Below are 17150 nucleotides of genomic sequence, written 5' to 3' on the forward strand. Positions count from 1 at the left end.
CTTTTTTCTGTCATCCGGCTAGCGTATCAGCGGGGATTCGAGGAAACGACTCAAAATCAAAACACCCCGTGGGAAGGCATTTTGCCATGCAGTCCGTGCACATCGTCAGCGCTTATGACGAGGAGTTGAAATATCTGTCGAAGCGTATCGCCGCGATGGGCGGCCATGCCGAGCGCATGGTCGAACAGGCGGTCGCCGCTCTCGTCAATGCCGACCCAGGCCTTGCCCAGAAGGTCATCCGCGACGATACCGTACTGGACGAGGGCCAGCGCGAAATCGACGACAAGGCGATCATCATCATTGCCAAGCGTCAGCCGATGGCGGGGGATTTGCGCGAGATCGTCGGGACCATTCGCATCTCCGCCGACCTCGAACGGGTTGGCGATCTCGCCAAGAACGTTGCCAAGCGGGTGGTCGCCGTCACCGACGGACGCCAGCCGACCAGCCTGTTCCGCGGCCTCGAGGCTCTGTCCAACCTGGCGTTGACCCAGCTCAAGGAAGTGCTCGACGTCTACGCGTCTCGCTCGGTGGAGAAAATCGGCTTCGTGCGCGATCGCGACGACCAGATCGACGCCATGTACACATCGCTGTTTCGCGAATTGCTGACCTACATGATGGAAGATCCGCGCAACATCACGCCCTGCACGCATCTGCTGTTTTGCGCCAAGAACATCGAGCGTATCGGTGATCACGCCACCAACATAGCTGAGACCATCTACTACATCGTCACCGGCGATCAGTTGCCGGCTGAGCGGCCCAAGGGCGACAAGACCGACAAAATCAGCCTTTCCGAGACGCAGCCGGTGAAGTGAACGCGCCTCTCGAACCGTAATCCGATTTACGCTAAGCTTTCCGGGCTTTGCTCTATCCTCGTCCGTGGATTTGCTCCGGGAGGTCGTGATGGAAAATGTTCGGAACCTGACCCCGGCGCCTGGGCCGATATCCGGCATTATCGCTTGCGGCGTCTACACGGCCGGGCGCCGCATCGCCGACATTCCCATCGAGGAAGCCGGCGAATGGGCAAAGAAATCCGGTCATGTCGTCTGGATCGGCCTGTTGGAGCCCGACCGTAACCTGTTGCTGCGCGTCCAGGCGCAGTTTCACCTGCATGAGCTGGCGATCGAGGATGCCGAGCACCCGCACCAGCGGCCGAAGATCGAGCAATATGGCGACGCCTTGTTCATCGTCGCTCGCACGGCGCAGTTGATCGACGGCCGGGTCACCTTCGGCGAGACCCATTTGTTTGTTGGCTCAGGCTACATCGTCAGCGTCAGGCACGGTCCTTCGACGTCCTATGCCGCCGTTCGTCAGCACTGGGAAAGCTGCCCGCATTCGCTGGCCAAGGGCGAGGATTTCGTCCTTTACGCCATTCTCGATTTCATCGTCGACAATTACATGCCGGTGCTCGAGCAGATCGAGGACGAAGTCGAGGCGATCGAGGACAAGGTTCTGCTGAAGCCGATGACCGCTCCCGACATCGAACGGCTCTATATGCTGCGCCGCGATCTCCTGCGCCTGCGCAATGCCGCGCTTCCGCTGGTCGAAGTCTGCCGACGGCTGACCAGCGCCGAGCTGCCGCAGATACATACCGCCATGCATCCGCTGTTCCGCGACGTCACCGATCACATCCGCACCGTCCAGGAGAAGATCGACAGCCTGCGCGAGGTGCTGGCGTTCGCTTTCGAGGCCAGCTTGCTGGTCGGCCAGAGTCAGGAAACGGCGAACACCAAGAAGCTCGCCTCCTGGGCCGCAATCCTGGCGGTGCCGACGGCGCTCGCCGGCATCTACGGCATGAACTTCGACAGTATGCCGGAACTGAAGATGGAATACGGCTATCCGGTGGTTCTGGGCGCTATCGTGCTGATCTGCACGTTTCTCTACTGGCGGTTCAGGAAGAACGGGTGGCTGTGAGAAGAGAGGGGAATCAGGGAGTAGGGCAGTACGGGAGTAGGTAAAAATAGCGCCTTTGTGGGCGCAGCTCCCAACATACTCCCTTACTGCCCTATTCCCTTATTCCCCTACTCCCTTATCTGCTCCGCCGCCGCTCCGATGCCGGCTGGAACGCCACGCGGGCGTGGTACTTGCAGTAGGGACCGGTTTCGGCGGCATCGTTGCCGCAGAAATGGAAGTCCTCTGAAAGCGGGTCGCCGTTCGGCCATTTGCAGGTCCGCTCGGTCAGCTCGACCAGCTGCAGATGCCGCGAGATCGGCAGCACGACATTTTCGACCGGGCGGATGTAATGGCGCGCCACTGGTTCGGCGTCGAACTGTGTCTGCAAGGCCGTCGCGCCGATCGATGTCGTGACATGGCGTGCCGTGGTTGCTGCACGTGATACCGATTTCTGGACGGTCGATCCTTGTGCCGCCTTCTTCTGGCGTGCCGGCGTGGCGGTCGAGCGACCGCGGCCCGACAGTTTCAGCCGATGCACCTTCCCGATGACCGCATTGCGGCTGACCCCTCCAAGCTGCGCAGCAATCTGGCTTGCGCTCAGACCCTCCGACCACAGTTTTCTCAAGAGTTCTACCCGCTCGTCAGTCCAGTTCATGAGACCGCGCTCCTCTAAGCGTGCGGCAATCGGAATCCTTCTCCCGACCCGGCAACATTTGCCGGGGCAGACACCACATATATCTGGTGATTAGGTCCGCCGCACGAAATCTAGTTATTTCTCGACTACAACTACTCTATGCGCTGACTCGGTGACAAGAGTCCCAAGTGCAACACGAATCGGTTTTTTCGGTTTTCCCCAACTTGCCCGGTCGCTTATGAGCCGGCGTCCCGTCAGGGGGCTTGCCGCGCGCCACTACGCGACGTTTTCGTTGACTTCATGGCCGAAAAACAGGATAAGCCGCACAGGCCGCCGCTTTGGCGGCTTTTTTGATTTTCCGGTACCGGAGACGCATATAATGAGCGGTTCGGCGCTTTACGAGACCTTTGCTCGCGCACCCCTGGCCTTCGACCACGGGGAAGGCACTTGGCTGATTACCGACAAGGGCGAGCGATATCTCGACTTTGCCGGCGGCATCGCTGTCAATTCGCTGGGCCACAGTCATCCGCATCTGGTCGCCGCACTCACCGAGCAGGCCGCCAAGCTGTGGCATGTCTCCAACCTCTACGAGATCCCCGGGCAGAACCGGCTCGGCGAGCGGCTGGCCGACGCCACCTTCGCCGACAAGGTGTTCTTCACCAATTCCGGCGCCGAGGCGCTGGAATGCGCGATCAAGACGGCACGGCGCTACCATTTCGTCAACGGACATCCCGAGCGCTTCCGCGTCATCACCTTCGAAGGCGCCTTCCATGGCCGCACGCTGGCGACCATCGCGGCCGGCGGCCAGTACAAATATCTCGAGGGCTTCGGCCCCAAGGTCGAAGGTTTCGATCAGGTCGGCTTCGACGACATCGACGCCGCCGAAAAGGCGATCACGCCGGAGACGGCCGCGATCCTGATCGAGCCGGTGCAGGGCGAGGGCGGTATCCGCCCGGTGCCGACGCAGTCGCTGAAGCGGCTCAGGCAATTGTGCGAGCAGCACGGCCTGCTGTTGATCTACGACGAGGTCCAGTGCGGCATCGGCCGTACCGGCAAGCTGTTCGCGCATGAATGGTCAGGTGTAACGCCAGACATCATGGCGATCGCCAAGGGCATTGGCGGCGGCTTCCCGATGGGTGCCTGCCTTGCCACGGATGAAGCGGCCGTCGGCATGACCGCTGGCGTGCATGGCACCACGTTCGGCGGCAACCCGCTGGCCATGGCAGTCGGCAACGCCGTGCTCGACGTCGTGCTGGAAGACGGCTTCCTCGAAGATGTCCAACGCAAGGCGCTGCTGATGAAGCAGGGGCTGGCGTCGGTCGCCGACGAGTTTCCCGAAATCATCGAGGACATCAGGGGTGCCGGGCTGATGCTCGGGCTCAAATGCGCCATGCCCAACACCAAGGTGAACATGGCCTTGCGCGACCAGCACCTGCTGGCGGTTCCGGCCGGCGACAACGTCATTCGCCTGTTGCCGCCGCTCACCGTCACCGACGCCGAGCTCCATGACGCGCTCAACCGCATCCGCGCCGGCGCCAAGGGCCTGGCGGAGGCGATCGCTTCCGCCGCGGCGAAGTAATCCCGGAACCATTGCTGATGTCAGTTCGCCATTTCACCGATCTTTCCGCCGTTTCCGAAGGCGATCTGCGCTTGATGCTGGACGATGCGGTGGTGCGAAAGGCCCGGCTCAAGGCCGGCGAGCGCACCAAACCGCTCGAAGGCAAGGTGCTGGCGATGATCTTCGACAAGCCGTCGACGCGCACGCGCGTCTCCTTCGACGTCGGCATGCGGCAGCTCGGCGGCGAGACCATCATGCTGACCGGCACCGAGATGCAGCTCGGCCGTTCCGAGACCATCGCCGACACCGCCAAGGTGCTGTCGCGCTATGTCGATGCGATCATGATCCGCACCACCTCGCATGAGCGGCTGCTGGAATTGACCGAGAACGCCACCGTGCCGGTGATCAACGGACTGACCGACGACACCCATCCCTGCCAGCTGATGGCCGATATCATGACCTTCGAGGAACATCGCGGTCCGGTCGCGGGCAAGACCATCGCCTGGACCGGCGACGGCAACAATGTGCTGCATTCGCTGCTCGAGGCCTCGGCCCGGTTCCGCTTCAACCTCAACGTCGCCGTTCCCGAAGGCAGCGAGCCGGCGCGGAAGCATATCGACTGGTCGCAGGCGCATGGCGGCAAGCTGCACTTCACCCGCTCGCCCGAGGAAGCCGTCGACCAGGCCGACTGCATCGTCACCGATTGTTGGGTCTCGATGGGCCAGGAGCATCGCGCCCGCGGCCACAATGTGTTCTCGCCCTACCAGGTCAATGCCAAGCTGATGGCCAGGGCCAAGCCGGACGCGCTGTTCATGCACTGCCTGCCGGCGCATCGCGGCGAGGAAGTGACAGACGAGGTCATCGACGGACCGCATTCGGTGGTCTTCGACGAGGCCGAGAACCGGCTCCATGCCCAGAAGGCCGTGCTCGCCTGGTGCCTCGGCGCTTGATCTCCGGAGGTGTGATGCCTATCTGCGGGCCATCACGCAAAAACAGCGCGTTTCGACGCATGCGCCCCGGAGGGCGGCATGGCCGCGCCCCGGAGCTTTGTCATGTTGGAAACCTATCAAGTGACTGAACATCACCCCAAACTCGGCGAATTCGGCTATGCCGGCGACGATCACGTCGTGCCGTTCGAGGTCGGCCCTCTCGATGTGCGGGGCCGCACGGTCCAACTCGGGCCGATGCTGGACGCCATCCTCGGCCGCCACGATTATCCCGAGCCGGTCGCCCGCCTGCTGGCGGAGGCCTGTGTGCTGACCGTGCTGCTCGGCACTTCGCTGAAGTTCGAGGGCAAGTTCATCCTGCAGACCCGCACCGACGGGCCTGTCGACATGCTGGTCGCGGATTTTTCCACGCCCTCGGCATTGCGCGCCTATGCGCGTTTCGATGCCGACCGGCTGGAAGCGCTGGTCGCGGCCGGCGAAACCTCCCAGCAGACGCTGCTCGGCAGCGGCGTGCTGGCGCTGACCATCGACCAGGGCGCTCACACGCAGCGCTATCAGGGCATCGTCCAGCTCGACGGCGAGACGCTGGAGGATGCTGCGCGCACCTATTTTCGTCAGTCGGAGCAGATCCCGACGGATCTCAGGCTGTCGGTGGCCAAGCTTTTGACGCCCGGTCCTGGCGGTGCCCGCGAGCAGTGGCGCGCCGGTGGTATCCTGGCGCAGTTCCTGCCGCAGTCGCCCGAGCGCATGCGCGTCCCGGACCTGCCGGGTGGCGATGGCGATCCGCGCGAGGAGATCCACGACCCGGTCGACAATTCCTGGCAGGAGTTGCTGGCGCTGCTCGGTACGATCGAGCCGACCGAACTGATCGACCCGACGATCGGCGCCGAGCGGCTGCTCTACAGGCTGTTCCACGAACATGGCGTGCGCGTCTTCGGCGGCGTTCCGGTCGCCGACCAGTGCTCGTGCTCCAGGGACAAGATCCGCGGCATCCTCGAGGGTTTTTCCGCGCAGGAGATCAAGGACAGTACAGAGGACGGCGGCATCCACGTCGCCTGCGAATTCTGCTCGAAGCAATATGACTTCGATCCGGCGGAATTTGCGGCCCAGTAGAGAAAAAACCACGCCTCACCGACCGCTCCGCGGCCGGTGAGGCGAAATCAATTCACCGTCCGCCGCGTCCCCGGCAGGTCCAGCGAAAACGCCGGAATGGCGATGTCGAACGTCTCGCCCCGCTTGTTGCGCATCGTGTAGTGCCCGACCATGATGCCGGATGGTGTCGAGAGCGGGCAACCGGACGTGTATTGGTAGCTGTCGCCGGGATTGAGTTCGGGCTGGTCGCCGACAACGCCGGGGCCGCGCACCTCCTCCACCCGACCGGTGCCGTCGGTGATGTGCCAATAGCGCGACAGAAGCTGCACGAAATCGTCCGACTGATTGTCGATCGTTATCTGATAGCCCCAGACATAGCGGTTCTCCGAGGGATCCGAACGGTCCTCCAGATAGAACGGCCTGACCTGCACTTCGATGTTGCGCGTGACGGCGCTATACATAAGCGGCTCCAAAACAATCTAGAGCATGATCCTGAAAAGTGGGAACCGGTTTTCAGAAGAGATCATGCTCAAAGAAACAGAGATAGAGCCCCATCCCGGTTCAATCGGGATGGAACAGGCTCTAGGTCGAACTTTCGGCGCTCCACGCGGGCTGGTCAACGGTGCGCGTCCTGTCATTGCGGACGGAACCGCAGGTGGCGGCAAAGAATGTCATTTAAGTGACACATGACAATGATGGTGTGCGCCGACCAGTGCCGCGCGACTCGGGCGCTCTGTCGAACTGTTGAATCGGTCGTCATGCCAGCCAGATTGTTCTGGCGGACCGGTTTTCCTGGAGTGACCGGATCTCGATGGAACTCACTCTCATAGCCGCCACGCTTTCAACTGCCCTCATCCTCTCAAATCTCGCCAGCATCGTGCTCGCCGCTTCGCGTCTGAAACGGCGCCGCGCCATTGCCGCGCCGGCCGGCAAGCCACGGCCGGTGTCGATCGTCGTGCCGTCGCGCGGCGTCGAGCCGTTCACGCAGGAGACGCTCGAGCGCGCCTTCTCGCTCGACTGGCCGCGCTACGAGTTGATTTTCTGCGTTGCCCATGCCGACGATCCGGTGGTCAAATTGATAAACAGGACGATCGTCCTGTTTCCGAAAGTGCCGGCCCGGCTGCTTGTCGGCGACGACCGCATCAGCGCCAATCCGAAACTCAACAATTGCGTCAAGGGCTGGGAAGCGGCGCGACACGACTGGGTCGTCCTGGCCGATTCCAACGTGCTGATGCCGAGAGACTACGTCCAGCACCTGATGGCTGCCTGGCGGCCCGGCACCGGCCTTGTCTGCTCGACGCCCATTGGCTCGCGGCCGGCCGGCTTCTGGGCCGAGGTCGAATGCGCTTTCCTCAACACGCTGCAGGCGCGCTGGCAATATGCCGGCGAGGCGCTCGGCCTTGGCTTTGCCCAGGGCAAGAGCATGCTCTGGAACAAGCCGATGCTCGACGCCAATGGCGGCATCCGCGCGCTGGCCGCCGAGATCGCCGAGGACGCCGCCGCGACCAAGCTGGTGAACAGTCTCGGCCTGCGCGTCAATCTCGTCGCCGCCCCCTTCGAGCAGCCGCTTGGCCGGCGCTCGTTTGACGAGATCTGGTCGCGTCAGGCCCGTTGGGCGCGCCTGCGCCGCGTCACTTTCCCGCTGTTCTTCGCACCCGAAATCCTGACCGGCGCCGTGGTGCCTCTGGTGCTTGCGCTGATTGCCGCGGCCAGTGCCGGCTTCAGCCTCTGGGCAACCGCCATTGCCGTACTGGTGGCCTTCTACCTTCCGGAGTGCGCCCTGGCCTGGTCCAAGGGCTGGTACCTGTCGCCACGCATGGTCACGGCGATCATGGCGCGCGACCTGATCCTTCCGGCGATGTGGGCGCGCGGCTGGCTCGGCGGCGCCGTCGACTGGCGCGGCAACGCGATGACCATCGGCACCAAGACGGCCGCGCTGGAAGAGACGCCGTCCGGCGCCTGAAGGCCCTACCTGGCCTTCAGCGCCTGCGCGATGTCCTCAAGCAGATCGTCGGTGTCTTCCAGCCCGACCGACAGCCTGAGCGTGCCCGGCCCGATGCCGAGTTCGGCGCGCGCCTCGTCGCTCAGATTCTTGTGCGTCGTCGTCGCCGGATGCGTGATCAGGCTCTTGGCGTCACCGAGATTGTTGGAGATCAAGACGATGTCGAGCGCGTTCTGCAAGGCGAAGGCCGCCTGCTTGCCGCCCTTGACGTCCAGGCAGATCAGCGTCGAGCCGCCCGACATCTGCTTCTTGACGATGTCGGCCTGCGGATGGTCGGCGCGCCCGGGATAGATGACGCGGGCGATCTCCGGCCGGTCGGCCAGGAAATCCGCGATCCGGCCGGCACTTTCCGTCTGCTGGCGCACGCGCAGCGGCAGCGTCTCCAGGCCCTTCAGCAGCGTCCAGGCGTTGAAGGGCGACAGGCTTGGACCGGTATGGCGGAAATAGTCGTGCAGGTTCTCGTCGATCCACTTCTTGTCCGACAGGATCACCCCGCCGAGACAGCGCCCCTGGCCGTCAATGTGCTTGGTCGCCGAATAGACGACGATATGGGCACCGAGCTGCAAGGGCTTCTGCTGCAAGGGCGTGGCGAAGACATTGTCGACGATCAGCCTTGCGCCGATCGAATTGGCAAGCGAAGCGACAGCGGCGATGTCGACCACTTCCAGCGTCGGGTTGGTCGGGCTTTCCAGGAAGAACAGCTTGGTGTTCGGCTTCACCGCTTTTTCCCAGTTGGCGATGTCGGTGCCGTCGACCAGCGTCGCCTCGATGCCGTATTTCGGCGCCAGCGTCTCGACCACCCAGCGGCAGGAGCCGAACAGGGCGCGCGCCGCCACGATATGGTCACCGGCCTTGGCGCTGCACAGAAGGGCGGCCGTCACCGCCGCCATACCGGAGGCGGTGGCGCGGGCGTCCTCCGCACCTTCCAGCGCGCACATGCGCTTTTCGAACATGTCGACGGTCGGATTGGCGTAGCGCGAATAGATGAAGCCCGGCTCCTCGCCCTTGAAACGGGCTTCGGCGGCCTGCGCCGTTTCGTAGACGTAGCCCTGGGTGAGATAAATCGCTTCCGACGTTTCGCCGAAACCGGAACGCAGCGTTCCGCTGTGCACGAGTGCCGTCTGAGGCTTCCAGTTGCGCTTGTTGGTGCTCATCACTTTTCTTCCAGACACAAAAAAACCGGCCGCGAAAGTCGCAACCGGTCCATACGGCCTTGCGGCCCGACGGTCCTTTAGCGACTTGTTTAACGTGGCTGCAAGCCGACCGGCCAAATCACCACGGGATAATGACCCTTTAGACCCGTGCCACGCTTGCGTCAATTGCCGGCTTCATTAAGAGGTTTGTACCAGCAGGTTCCGCAAAAGCCTGCACTCTAGGAGCAGAGCCTTGCGGCAGACAGGCATTCTTCCCGATCAGGACATATCGGCGCTGTTCCAGTCCGGCGCGCTGAAGTCGGCGCGTGCGCTCGACGCCGACCAGATCCAGCCGGCCAGCCTTGATCTCAGGCTCGGCGACAAGGCCTGGCGGGTGCGGGCCTCCTTCCTGCCCGGCCCCAACCACAAGGTCTCGGAAAAACTCGACCGGCTGCAGCTGCACGAGATCAATCTTGCCGAGGGCGCGGTGCTGGAGACCGGCTGCGTCTATATCGTGCCCTTGCTTGAAAGCCTGGCGCTGCCGGCGGACATTTCGGCCTCGGCCAATCCGAAGAGCTCGACCGGGCGGCTCGACATCTTTACCCGGGTCATGACCGATCGCGGCCACGAGTTCGACAAGATCGCTGCCGGCTATCATGGCCCGCTCTTTCTGGAAGTCAGCCCCCGCACCTTCCCAATCGTCGTGCGCACCGGCTCGCGCCTGTCGCAGATACGCTTCCGCACCGGCAATGCGCTGCTCTCGGAAGCCGAGCTGCACGAGCTGCATCGCGCGCAGACGCTGGTCGCCACCGAGCCGCCGAACATTTCCGGCGGCGGCATCGCGCTGTCGATCGACCTCAACGGCGATCAGAACGGGCTGGTCGGCTACCGCGGCAAGCATCACACCGGCCTCGTCGATGTCGACAAGCGCGGGGCCCAGGAAGTCGTCGACTTCTGGGAGCCGATCCACAAGAGCGGCGCCGGGGAACTGGTGCTCGATCCCGACGAGTTCTACATCCTCGTCAGCCAGGAGGCGGTGCACGTGCCACCGCTCTACGCCGCCGAGATGACGCCCTTCGATCCGCTGGTCGGCGAATTCCGCGTCCACTATGCCGGCTTCTTCGATCCGGGCTTCGGCCACTCCGCGTCCGGTGGTACCGGCAGCCGGGCGGTGCTGGAAGTGCGCAGCCACGAAGTGCCGTTCATCCTCGACCATGGCCAGATCGTCGGCCGGCTGGTCTACGAGCACATGCTGAAGCGGCCGCAGGCGCTCTACGGCACCGATCTCGGCTCCAACTACCAGGCGCAGGGCCTGAAGCTGTCCAAGCATTTCCGCGCCGCGCGCTGAGCGCCGCCGTCAGGCAAAATACTTGCCTGTACCGGCTCGCCATGCTTGGCTGCCTTGCTGGTCGTCAAGATGCCGGCGTTCAAGGGGAACCAAGAAAATGCAGATTTCGAAATGGATCATATCGGCGGCAGGCGCTGCCATGCTGGTGATGGCGGCCGGCTCGCTTTCGCAGGCGCAGGAGAAAATCAAGATCGGCACCGAGGGCGCCTATCCGCCGTTCAACACCATTACCGCTGACGGCAAGGTCGAAGGCTTCGACATCGACATCGCCAATGCGCTGTGCGCGCAGATGAAGGTCGAATGCGAGATCGTCACGCAGGACTGGGACGGCATCATTCCCGCTTTGCAGGCGAAGAAATTCGACGCCATCATCGCCTCGATGAGCATCACCGAGGAGCGCAAGAAGCAGGTCGCCTTCACCAACAAATATTATACGACACCGCTCGCTCTGGTGGCGCCGAAGGACAGCGACCTGACCTCGACCGAACCGGCGGCCCTTGCCGGCAAGACGGTCGGCGCCCAGGCTTCGACCACGCAGGCCGACTATGCCCAGAATGAATATGGCAAGGCCGGCGCGGAGGCCAAACTCTATCCCACCCAGGAAGAGGCGATCACCGATCTGCAGAATGGCCGCCTCGACGCGGTCATTTCGGACAAGTTCGTGCTGGTGGACTGGATGAAGAAGGCGAGCGAAGGCTGCTGCAAGATGATTGGAGACGTCAAGGGTACGGAGACGCAAGCCGGCATTGCCGTGCGCCTGGAAGACACGGCCCTGCGCGACAAGCTCAACGCGGCCATCGACGCGATCGTCGCCGACGGCACCTACAAGAAGATCCAGGCCAAGTATTTCGACTTCGATATCTATTGAAGCAGCAATCTCCCCCCTTGAGGGGGAGATGGCCGGCAGGCCAGAGGGGGTCGGTTCGACCGGATGCAACCTTCTTGCGACAGATGGAGGTGGCGCTCCACGCGCGACGACCCCCTCTGTCGCCTTCGGCGACATCTCCCCCACGAGGGGGAGATCACCCTTTCAAAGCGCCTTCACAGCCACCTTCACGGGCAGCTCGATCTCCAGCGGGTTGCGCAGCGGCAGGCCGAAGTCCCCGGCCTCGATCTCGAACACATCGCCGGCCTCGGTCTTGATGCCGTCGGCGAAGGACAGCGTCGCCGTACCAAACATATGCACATGCACGTCGCCCGGCTGGCGGAAGGCCGCGTATTTGAAATGGTGATGCTCGAGATTGGCGATGGTGTGCGACATGTTCGCTTCACCGGACAGGAACGGCTTTTCCCACAGCACCTCGCTGTCGCGCACGATGCGCGAGGTGCCGCGGATATCGGGCGGCAGGTCGCCGATCAGGATTTCCGGACCGAACGAGGCGTTGCGCAGCTTGGAATGGGCGAGGAACAGATAGTTCACGCGCTCGGTGACGTGGTCGGAAAACTCGTTCGACAGCGTGAAGCCGACGCGGAAAGGTGCGCCGTCATCGCCTATGACATAGATGCCGGCCACCTCGGGCTCTTCGCCGGCGTCCTTGGCAAAGGCCGGTGACAGGAGTGCGGCACCTGGCGCCACCGCCATCGTGCCATTGCCCTTGTAGAACCATTCCGGCTGCACGCCGATCTGGCCTTTCGCCGGCTTGCCGCCCTCCAGCCCCATGCGGAACATCTTCATGGAATCTGTGAGCTGCTCCTCGCCGTCGGCGCTCAGCTTCTTGTGCATGGAATCGCGCGTCGCCGCCGAGCCGAGATGCGTCAGCCCGGTGCCGGTCAGGTGCAGATGCGCCGGATCGGGGTGATTGATCGGCGACAGCAGCCGCCCCTTCTTGTAAGCGGCCTCGAGATCGACCGTCTCGCCAAGTCCTTTGCGTTCGATCAGCGCGACGAGGCCGACGCCGGTGCGGGCGGCCTCCATCGCCAGCGAATAGACGCTGCGGGCGCCATTGATGATCCGGGTCTTGCCGCTATTGCGGGCAACGACGCGGATGGTCTCGGCGTCGTCAAGGATCTGGGAGATCAGCATGATGAATCCTCTCTCATTTGCCTGGCAGGGCTGCCAAAACGGCAGACCTTGCTCGGCGCGGCCGGGACCTCGTCCATGCCACGGTTTAAATTCTCAGTTCGGATTGCGCTCGCGGGCCTGGTCCCTCAGGGACTTCTGTTACCGGGTTGCCGGCAGCGCCGCGATCGTATGCCTCCTGCTTGCCTCGACTAGAGCAGTTCACCGTCTCACGGAAACGGCGAACCGCTCTAACTCATTGTCTTGGTGCAATTCCAGGCGGAAAACCGTTTCACACTTTTCCTTGGAATTGCTCTTAAGCCCGTTCAGGCCTTGTTCTTGTTGTAGACGTCGAAGATCACGGCACCGAGCAGCACCAGGCCTTTGACCACCTGCTGCCAGTCGACATTGACGCCCATGATCGACATGCCGTTGTTCATCACGCCCATGATGAAGCCGCCAACGACCGCACCGATGACCTGACCGACGCCGCCCATGGCCGAGGCGCCGCCGATGAAGACGGCGGCGATGACGTCGAGCTCGCTGCCGAGGCCCGCGGCCGGCACCGCCTGTCCCAGTCGCGCCGCGATGATCAGGCCGCCGAGCGCCGACAGCACGCCCATATTGATGAACACCATCAGCGTCAGCCGCTCGGTGTTGATGCCCGACAGCTGCGCGGCCTTGGAATTGCCGCCCATGGCGTAGATACGGCGGCCGATGGTCATGCGCTTGGTGACGAAGACGAACAGCGAGATCAGCACGCCCATGACGAGCAGCACCACCGGCAGGCCCCTGTAGCTGGCGAACTGGTAGACCAGGAACAGCGCCAGCGCGCTGCCGACCAGCGTCTTGACGACGAACAGGGCAAAGGGCTCGGCCTCATAGCCATGGCGTTCGCGCTTGCGGCGCGTCCTCACCCCGAAATAGGCGTAGGCCAGCACAGCGATCAGGCCCAGCACGATCGTCGTCATGTGCAGCGTCAGGCCGCTGCCCATGATGGTCTTGCCGGCCGCGTTCACCGTCGGCGGGATCAGCGTCAGTGGCCCGATGACATCCGGAATGAAGCCGGAGCTGAGCGCCTTGAAGCCATCGGGTAGCGGCCCCACCGAGGAGCCGCCGCCCAGCAGGGCTTGGCAGATGCCGCGGAAGATCAGCATGCCGGCCAGCGTGACGATGAAGCTCGGTATTCGGTGATAGGCGATCCAGTAACCTTGCGCGGCGCCGATCGCGCCGCCCACGATCAGGCAGATGATCGACACCACCAGCGGATTGCTGAACGGGCCGAGCGGCCAGATGACCATCATCATCGCCGCCAGCGCGCCGATGAAACCGGCGACCGATCCGACGCTGAGGTCGATATGGCCGGAGACGATCACCAGCAGCATGCCCAGCGCCATCACGATGATGAACGAGTTCTGCTGCACCAGATTGCTCAGGTTCACCGGCTTGAACAGCGTTCCGTTCGTGGTGACCTGGAAGAACACCATGATGGCGATAAGCGCCAGGATCAGGCCGTACTCGCGCAGGTTCGTCGCCAGCGCCGAGACGGCGATGCGTGGACCCTGCTGCACGTCTTCGGCGACTTTGCCCTGCGGGGCGGGGGCGCTTTCGGTGCTCATGCTGCTTTTCCTTCTCCACGAACGATGGCGCGCATTATTTTTTCCTGGCTTGCTTCCGCGGCGGGCATTTCGCCCACGATGCGCCCTTCGTTCATGACGTAGATGCGGTCGGTGATGCCGAGCAATTCCGGCATTTCCGACGAGATGACCACGATCGCCTTACCCTCCGAGGCGAGCCGCGCGATGATCGTGTAGATTTCGTACTTGGCGCCGACATCGATGCCGCGTGTCGGCTCGTCGAGGATCAGCACGTCCGGGTCGGCGAACAGCCATTTCGACAGCACCACCTTCTGCTGGTTGCCGCCGGAGAGATTGCCGGTCATCTGATAGACGCTGGACGCGCGGATATTGGTCTTCTTGCGATAATCGTTGGCAACGGCGAGTTCGCGCATGTCGTCGATCACGCTGTGGCGCGACACGCCGCCAAGATTGGCCAGCGTGATGTTGTGCTTGATGTGGTCGATGAGATTGAGACCGTAAGTCTTGCGATCCTCGGTGACGTAGGCGATGCCGTGCTGGACCGCCTTGCTCACGGAGGATACGTCGACCGGCTTGCCCTTGAGCAGCACCTCGCCGGAGATGCGGCGGCCGTAGGAGCGGCCGAACAGGCTCATGGCGAATTCGGTGCGGCCAGCGCCCATCAGCCCGGCAATGCCCACCACTTCGCCCTTGCGCACGTTGATGTCGATGCCCTTGATCACCTGCCGCTCGGCATGGATCGGGTGATAGACCGACCAGTTCTTCACTTCGAACACGACCTCGCCGATATCAGGCTCGCGCGGCGGATAGCGGTCGTCGAGTGAGCGGCCAACCATCGAAGTGATGATGCGGTCTTCCGAGATGTCCTTCTTGGCCAGCGTCTCGATGGTGCGCCCGTCACGGATCACCGTCACCTTGTCGGCGACCCGGTTCACCTCGTTGAGCTTGTGCGAGATCAGGATCGAGGTCATGCCTTGCCGCTTGAACTCGAGCAGAAGGTCGAGCAGCGCCTGGCTGTCCTTCTCGCTCAGCGAAGCCGTCGGCTCGTCCAGAATCAGCAGCTTGACTTCCTTGCTCAGCGCCTTGGCGATTTCGACCAGCTGCTGCTTGCCGACGCCGATATTGGTGATCAGCGTCTTGGGGTCCTCCTTGAGGCCCACCTTCTTCAACAGCGCGCTGGTGCGCGCCTCGTTGGCATCCCAGTCGATGACGCCGAATTTGGCGTGTTCGTTGCCGAGGAAGATGTTTTCCGCGATCGACAGCATCGGCACCAGCGCAAGCTCCTGGTGGATGATGACGATGCCCTTGTGTTCGCTGTCATGGATGCCTTTGAACTGGCATTCCTGGCCTTGGAAGATGATCTGGCCGTCATAGGTGCCTGTGGGATAGACGCCCGACAGCACCTTCATCAGCGTCGATTTGCCGGCGCCGTTTTCGCCGACCACGGCATGGATTTCGCCTTCCTCGACGCTGAGATTGACGTTCGACAGCGCCTTCACGCCAGGGAACGTCTTGGTGATGTCGCGCATCTCCAAAATCGTCGGGGCCATGGGGACTACCGCTCCTTGAGAGCTCGGCAAACATTGCCGGCGAGGTCGGTGACAATACCGGGCTCGCTGGTGAACGAAAAGGGGCCCTGCGTTGCGCAGGACCCCCTGACTTTGTAACCGGGATTACTTCAGTTCGTCGGCCTTGATGTAGCCGGAGTCGACGACCAGCGCCTGGTAGTTCGACTTGTCGACCTCATGCGGCGTCAACAGGATCGAGGGAACGACCTTGACGTCGTTGTTGTAGGTCTTTTCATCGAGGCCGTCCGGCTTGCCGCCCGAGAGCACCTTGTCGACGAGTTCGACGGTGGCCTTGGCCAGTTCGCGGGTGTCCTTGAACACGGTCGAGTACTGCTCGCCCGAGATGATCAGCTTGACCGAAGCGGTCTCGGCGTCCTGGCCGGTCACAACAGGCCACGGCTGAGCCTCGGTGCCGTAGCCGACGGCGCGCAGCGAGGCGGTGATGCCGCGCGACAGGCCGTCATAGGGCGACAGAACGCCATCGACGCGGCTGCCGTCCGAATAGTTGGCCGACAGCAGATTGTCCATGCGCGCCTGGGCGGTGGCGGCGAGCCAACGCAGCGTGCCGACCTTGTCCATGCCGGTCTGGCCGGACTTGATCTTGATCGAGCCGTCGTCGATCAGCGGCTGCAGGACGGAGATGGCGCCATTGTAGAAGAAGAAGGCGTTGTTGTCGTCGGGCGAGCCGCCGAACAGTTCGACGTTCCACGGCTTGGTGTTCGGGAAACGCTCCTTGAGGCCCTTGACCAGCGAATTCGCCTGGATCACGCCGACGCCGAAATTGTCGAAGGTGGTGTAGTAGTCGACATTGGCGGTCTTCTTGATCAGGCGGTCATAGGCGACGACGACGACGCCCGCGTCAGCGGCCTTCTGCAGAGCATCCGACAGGGTGGTGCCGTCGATCGAAGCGATGATCAGCGCCTTCGGGCCTTTGGTGATTTCGTTTTCCAGCTGGCTGAGCTGGTTGGGGATGTCGTCCTGCGCGTATTGCAGGTCGACGGTGTAGCCGAGAGCCTCGAGCTGGGACTTAACGGCATCGCCGTCGTTGATCCAGCGCTGCGAGGTCTTGGTCGGCATCAGCACGCCGACGAGACCCTTGTCGGCTGCGTGCGCCGAGTAGGTCATGGCAGCGATGCCAAGGGCCGCGACGGCGGCCAGTGTCTTGATGATTTTCACTTCAACTCTCCCTGTTTGATGGACGCGGCACCCCGGGGGTCGCGGGCCGCGCAATCGTGCAGAAGCGCCAAGGCACTGCTGCCGTCATATCGATCTCCGGTATCCTCCCATGGCCCCGAGACGCTGATTCAATCGATACGATTTTTCTCGTCAGCGACCGTCACGTCTTGGAACGCGCGGAGGGTGTGGGTCTTTGCCATAACTG

The 17150-nt window shown here is 62.9% G+C and carries 16 protein-coding genes and 1 riboswitch; of the genes, 9 read left to right on the plus strand and 7 right to left on the minus strand.

All coding sequences use genetic code 11. From position 1 onward, the window contains the following. The first annotated feature begins 86 nt into the window (after positions 1-86). Both phoU and EOA13_RS20240 read left to right on the plus strand, forming a co-directional pair. Positions 87-812: a phosphate signaling complex protein PhoU gene (gene phoU, locus EOA13_RS20235; RefSeq protein ID WP_127295318.1), complete on the plus strand. Its 726-nt coding sequence runs from the start codon at positions 87-89 to the stop codon at positions 810-812. Between the two features lie 88 nt (positions 813-900). Beyond that, complete coding sequence (locus tag EOA13_RS20240) at positions 901-1911, plus strand: magnesium and cobalt transport protein CorA (RefSeq protein ID WP_127295320.1); 1011 nt, start codon at positions 901-903, stop codon at positions 1909-1911. A 115-nt stretch (positions 1912-2026) separates the two neighbouring features. Here the strand turns inward: EOA13_RS20240 and EOA13_RS20245 are convergent, their stop codons facing one another. Next, positions 2027-2545 carry a GcrA family cell cycle regulator gene (locus tag EOA13_RS20245; RefSeq protein ID WP_023811342.1) on the minus strand — a complete coding sequence of 173 codons (519 nt, stop codon included), beginning with the start codon at positions 2543-2545 and terminating at the stop codon, positions 2027-2029. 358 nt (positions 2546-2903) lie between these two features. On the opposite strand from EOA13_RS20245, the gene EOA13_RS20250 reads away from it, so the two are divergent. The 3 genes from EOA13_RS20250 to EOA13_RS20260 all read left to right on the plus strand — a co-directional run bounded on the left by EOA13_RS20250 (position 2904) and on the right by EOA13_RS20260 (position 6142). Beyond that, positions 2904-4103: an aspartate aminotransferase family protein gene (locus EOA13_RS20250; RefSeq protein ID WP_127295322.1), complete on the plus strand. Its 1200-nt coding sequence runs from the start codon at positions 2904-2906 to the stop codon at positions 4101-4103. A 17-nt stretch (positions 4104-4120) separates the two neighbouring features. Then, positions 4121-5032, plus strand: a complete 912-nt coding sequence (gene argF, locus EOA13_RS20255; RefSeq protein ID WP_127295324.1) for an ornithine carbamoyltransferase — start codon at positions 4121-4123, stop codon at positions 5030-5032. A 78-nt stretch (positions 5033-5110) separates the two neighbouring features. Further along, positions 5111-6142, plus strand: a complete 1032-nt coding sequence (locus EOA13_RS20260) for an Hsp33 family molecular chaperone (protein WP_127295326.1) — start codon at positions 5111-5113, stop codon at positions 6140-6142. Positions 6143-6189: 47 nt separating this feature from the next. Here the strand turns inward: EOA13_RS20260 and apaG are convergent, their stop codons facing one another. After that, a complete protein-coding gene (gene apaG, locus EOA13_RS20265) occupies positions 6190-6582 on the minus strand; it encodes a Co2+/Mg2+ efflux protein ApaG (protein WP_013533640.1) in 393 nt (130 codons plus the stop codon). A 25-nt stretch (positions 6583-6607) separates the two neighbouring features. Between apaG and EOA13_RS37955 the strand changes: the two genes are divergently transcribed. Together EOA13_RS37955 and EOA13_RS20270 are read left to right on the plus strand one after the other, a co-directional pair. After that, positions 6608-6811: a hypothetical protein gene (locus EOA13_RS37955; protein ID WP_155930578.1), complete on the plus strand. Its 204-nt coding sequence runs from the start codon at positions 6608-6610 to the stop codon at positions 6809-6811. 121 nt (positions 6812-6932) lie between these two features. Then, positions 6933-8084 (plus strand): ceramide glucosyltransferase, encoded by a 1152-nt coding sequence (locus EOA13_RS20270; protein WP_127295328.1) that lies wholly within the window; start codon positions 6933-6935, stop codon positions 8082-8084. A gap of 5 nt (positions 8085-8089) precedes the next feature. Here EOA13_RS20270 and EOA13_RS20275 read toward each other — a convergent pair whose 3' ends face one another. After that, entirely contained in the window at positions 8090-9277 is a 1188-nt protein-coding gene (locus EOA13_RS20275; RefSeq protein ID WP_127295330.1) for an O-succinylhomoserine sulfhydrylase, read from the minus strand. Between the two features lie 57 nt (positions 9278-9334). Then, positions 9335-9412, minus strand: a riboswitch (SAM riboswitch). Between the two features lie 97 nt (positions 9413-9509). Between EOA13_RS20275 and EOA13_RS20280 the strand changes: the two genes are divergently transcribed. Continuing rightward, a complete protein-coding gene (locus EOA13_RS20280) occupies positions 9510-10604 on the plus strand; it encodes a 2'-deoxycytidine 5'-triphosphate deaminase (protein WP_127295332.1) in 1095 nt (364 codons plus the stop codon). 97 nt (positions 10605-10701) lie between these two features. After that, complete coding sequence (locus EOA13_RS20285; protein WP_127295334.1) at positions 10702-11472, plus strand: ABC transporter substrate-binding protein; 771 nt, start codon at positions 10702-10704, stop codon at positions 11470-11472. A 162-nt stretch (positions 11473-11634) separates the two neighbouring features. On the opposite strand, the gene araD1 is transcribed toward EOA13_RS20285, so the two are convergent. The 4 genes from araD1 to chvE form a co-directional block, all read right to left on the minus strand. After that, positions 11635-12627, minus strand: coding sequence for an AraD1 family protein (gene araD1 / locus EOA13_RS20290; RefSeq protein WP_127295336.1), 993 nt, complete (start codon positions 12625-12627; stop codon positions 11635-11637). Between the two features lie 302 nt (positions 12628-12929). Continuing rightward, positions 12930-14222 carry a multiple monosaccharide ABC transporter permease gene (gene mmsB / locus EOA13_RS20295; RefSeq protein ID WP_127295338.1) on the minus strand — a complete coding sequence of 431 codons (1293 nt, stop codon included), beginning with the start codon at positions 14220-14222 and terminating at the stop codon, positions 12930-12932. Continuing rightward, complete coding sequence (mmsA, locus tag EOA13_RS20300) at positions 14219-15751, minus strand: multiple monosaccharide ABC transporter ATP-binding protein (protein ID WP_127295340.1); 1533 nt, start codon at positions 15749-15751, stop codon at positions 14219-14221. Before mmsA ends, mmsB begins: the two co-directional genes overlap by 4 nt. A 123-nt stretch (positions 15752-15874) precedes the next feature. Continuing rightward, positions 15875-16945 (minus strand): multiple monosaccharide ABC transporter substrate-binding protein, encoded by a 1071-nt coding sequence (gene chvE, locus EOA13_RS20305; protein WP_023813878.1) that lies wholly within the window; start codon positions 16943-16945, stop codon positions 15875-15877. Between the last annotated feature and the right edge of the window lie 205 nt (positions 16946-17150).

Source organism: Mesorhizobium sp. M7A.F.Ca.US.011.01.1.1 (assembly GCF_003998295.1).
In the GTDB taxonomy this organism is placed as follows: domain Bacteria; phylum Pseudomonadota; class Alphaproteobacteria; order Rhizobiales; family Rhizobiaceae; genus Mesorhizobium.

Coding starts and splice junctions, on each gene's coding strand:
- phoU (WP_127295318.1), top strand. CDS start 87: ATGCAGTCCGTGCACATCGTCAGCGCTTATGACGAGGAGTTGAAATAT.
- EOA13_RS20240 (WP_127295320.1), top strand. CDS start 901: ATGGAAAATGTTCGGAACCTGACCCCGGCGCCTGGGCCGATATCCGGC.
- EOA13_RS20245 (WP_023811342.1), bottom strand. CDS start 2,545: ATGAACTGGACTGACGAGCGGGTAGAACTCTTGAGAAAACTGTGGTCG.
- EOA13_RS20250 (WP_127295322.1), top strand. CDS start 2,904: ATGAGCGGTTCGGCGCTTTACGAGACCTTTGCTCGCGCACCCCTGGCC.
- argF (WP_127295324.1), top strand. CDS start 4,121: ATGTCAGTTCGCCATTTCACCGATCTTTCCGCCGTTTCCGAAGGCGAT.
- EOA13_RS20260 (WP_127295326.1), top strand. CDS start 5,111: ATGGCCGCGCCCCGGAGCTTTGTCATGTTGGAAACCTATCAAGTGACT.
- apaG (WP_013533640.1), bottom strand. CDS start 6,582: ATGTATAGCGCCGTCACGCGCAACATCGAAGTGCAGGTCAGGCCGTTC.
- EOA13_RS37955 (WP_155930578.1), top strand. CDS start 6,608: ATGATCCTGAAAAGTGGGAACCGGTTTTCAGAAGAGATCATGCTCAAA.
- EOA13_RS20270 (WP_127295328.1), top strand. CDS start 6,933: ATGGAACTCACTCTCATAGCCGCCACGCTTTCAACTGCCCTCATCCTC.
- EOA13_RS20275 (WP_127295330.1), bottom strand. CDS start 9,277: ATGAGCACCAACAAGCGCAACTGGAAGCCTCAGACGGCACTCGTGCAC.
- EOA13_RS20285 (WP_127295334.1), top strand. CDS start 10,702: ATGCAGATTTCGAAATGGATCATATCGGCGGCAGGCGCTGCCATGCTG.
- araD1 (WP_127295336.1), bottom strand. CDS start 12,627: ATGCTGATCTCCCAGATCCTTGACGACGCCGAGACCATCCGCGTCGTT.
- mmsB (WP_127295338.1), bottom strand. CDS start 14,222: ATGAGCACCGAAAGCGCCCCCGCCCCGCAGGGCAAAGTCGCCGAAGAC.
- mmsA (WP_127295340.1), bottom strand. CDS start 15,751: ATGGCCCCGACGATTTTGGAGATGCGCGACATCACCAAGACGTTCCCT.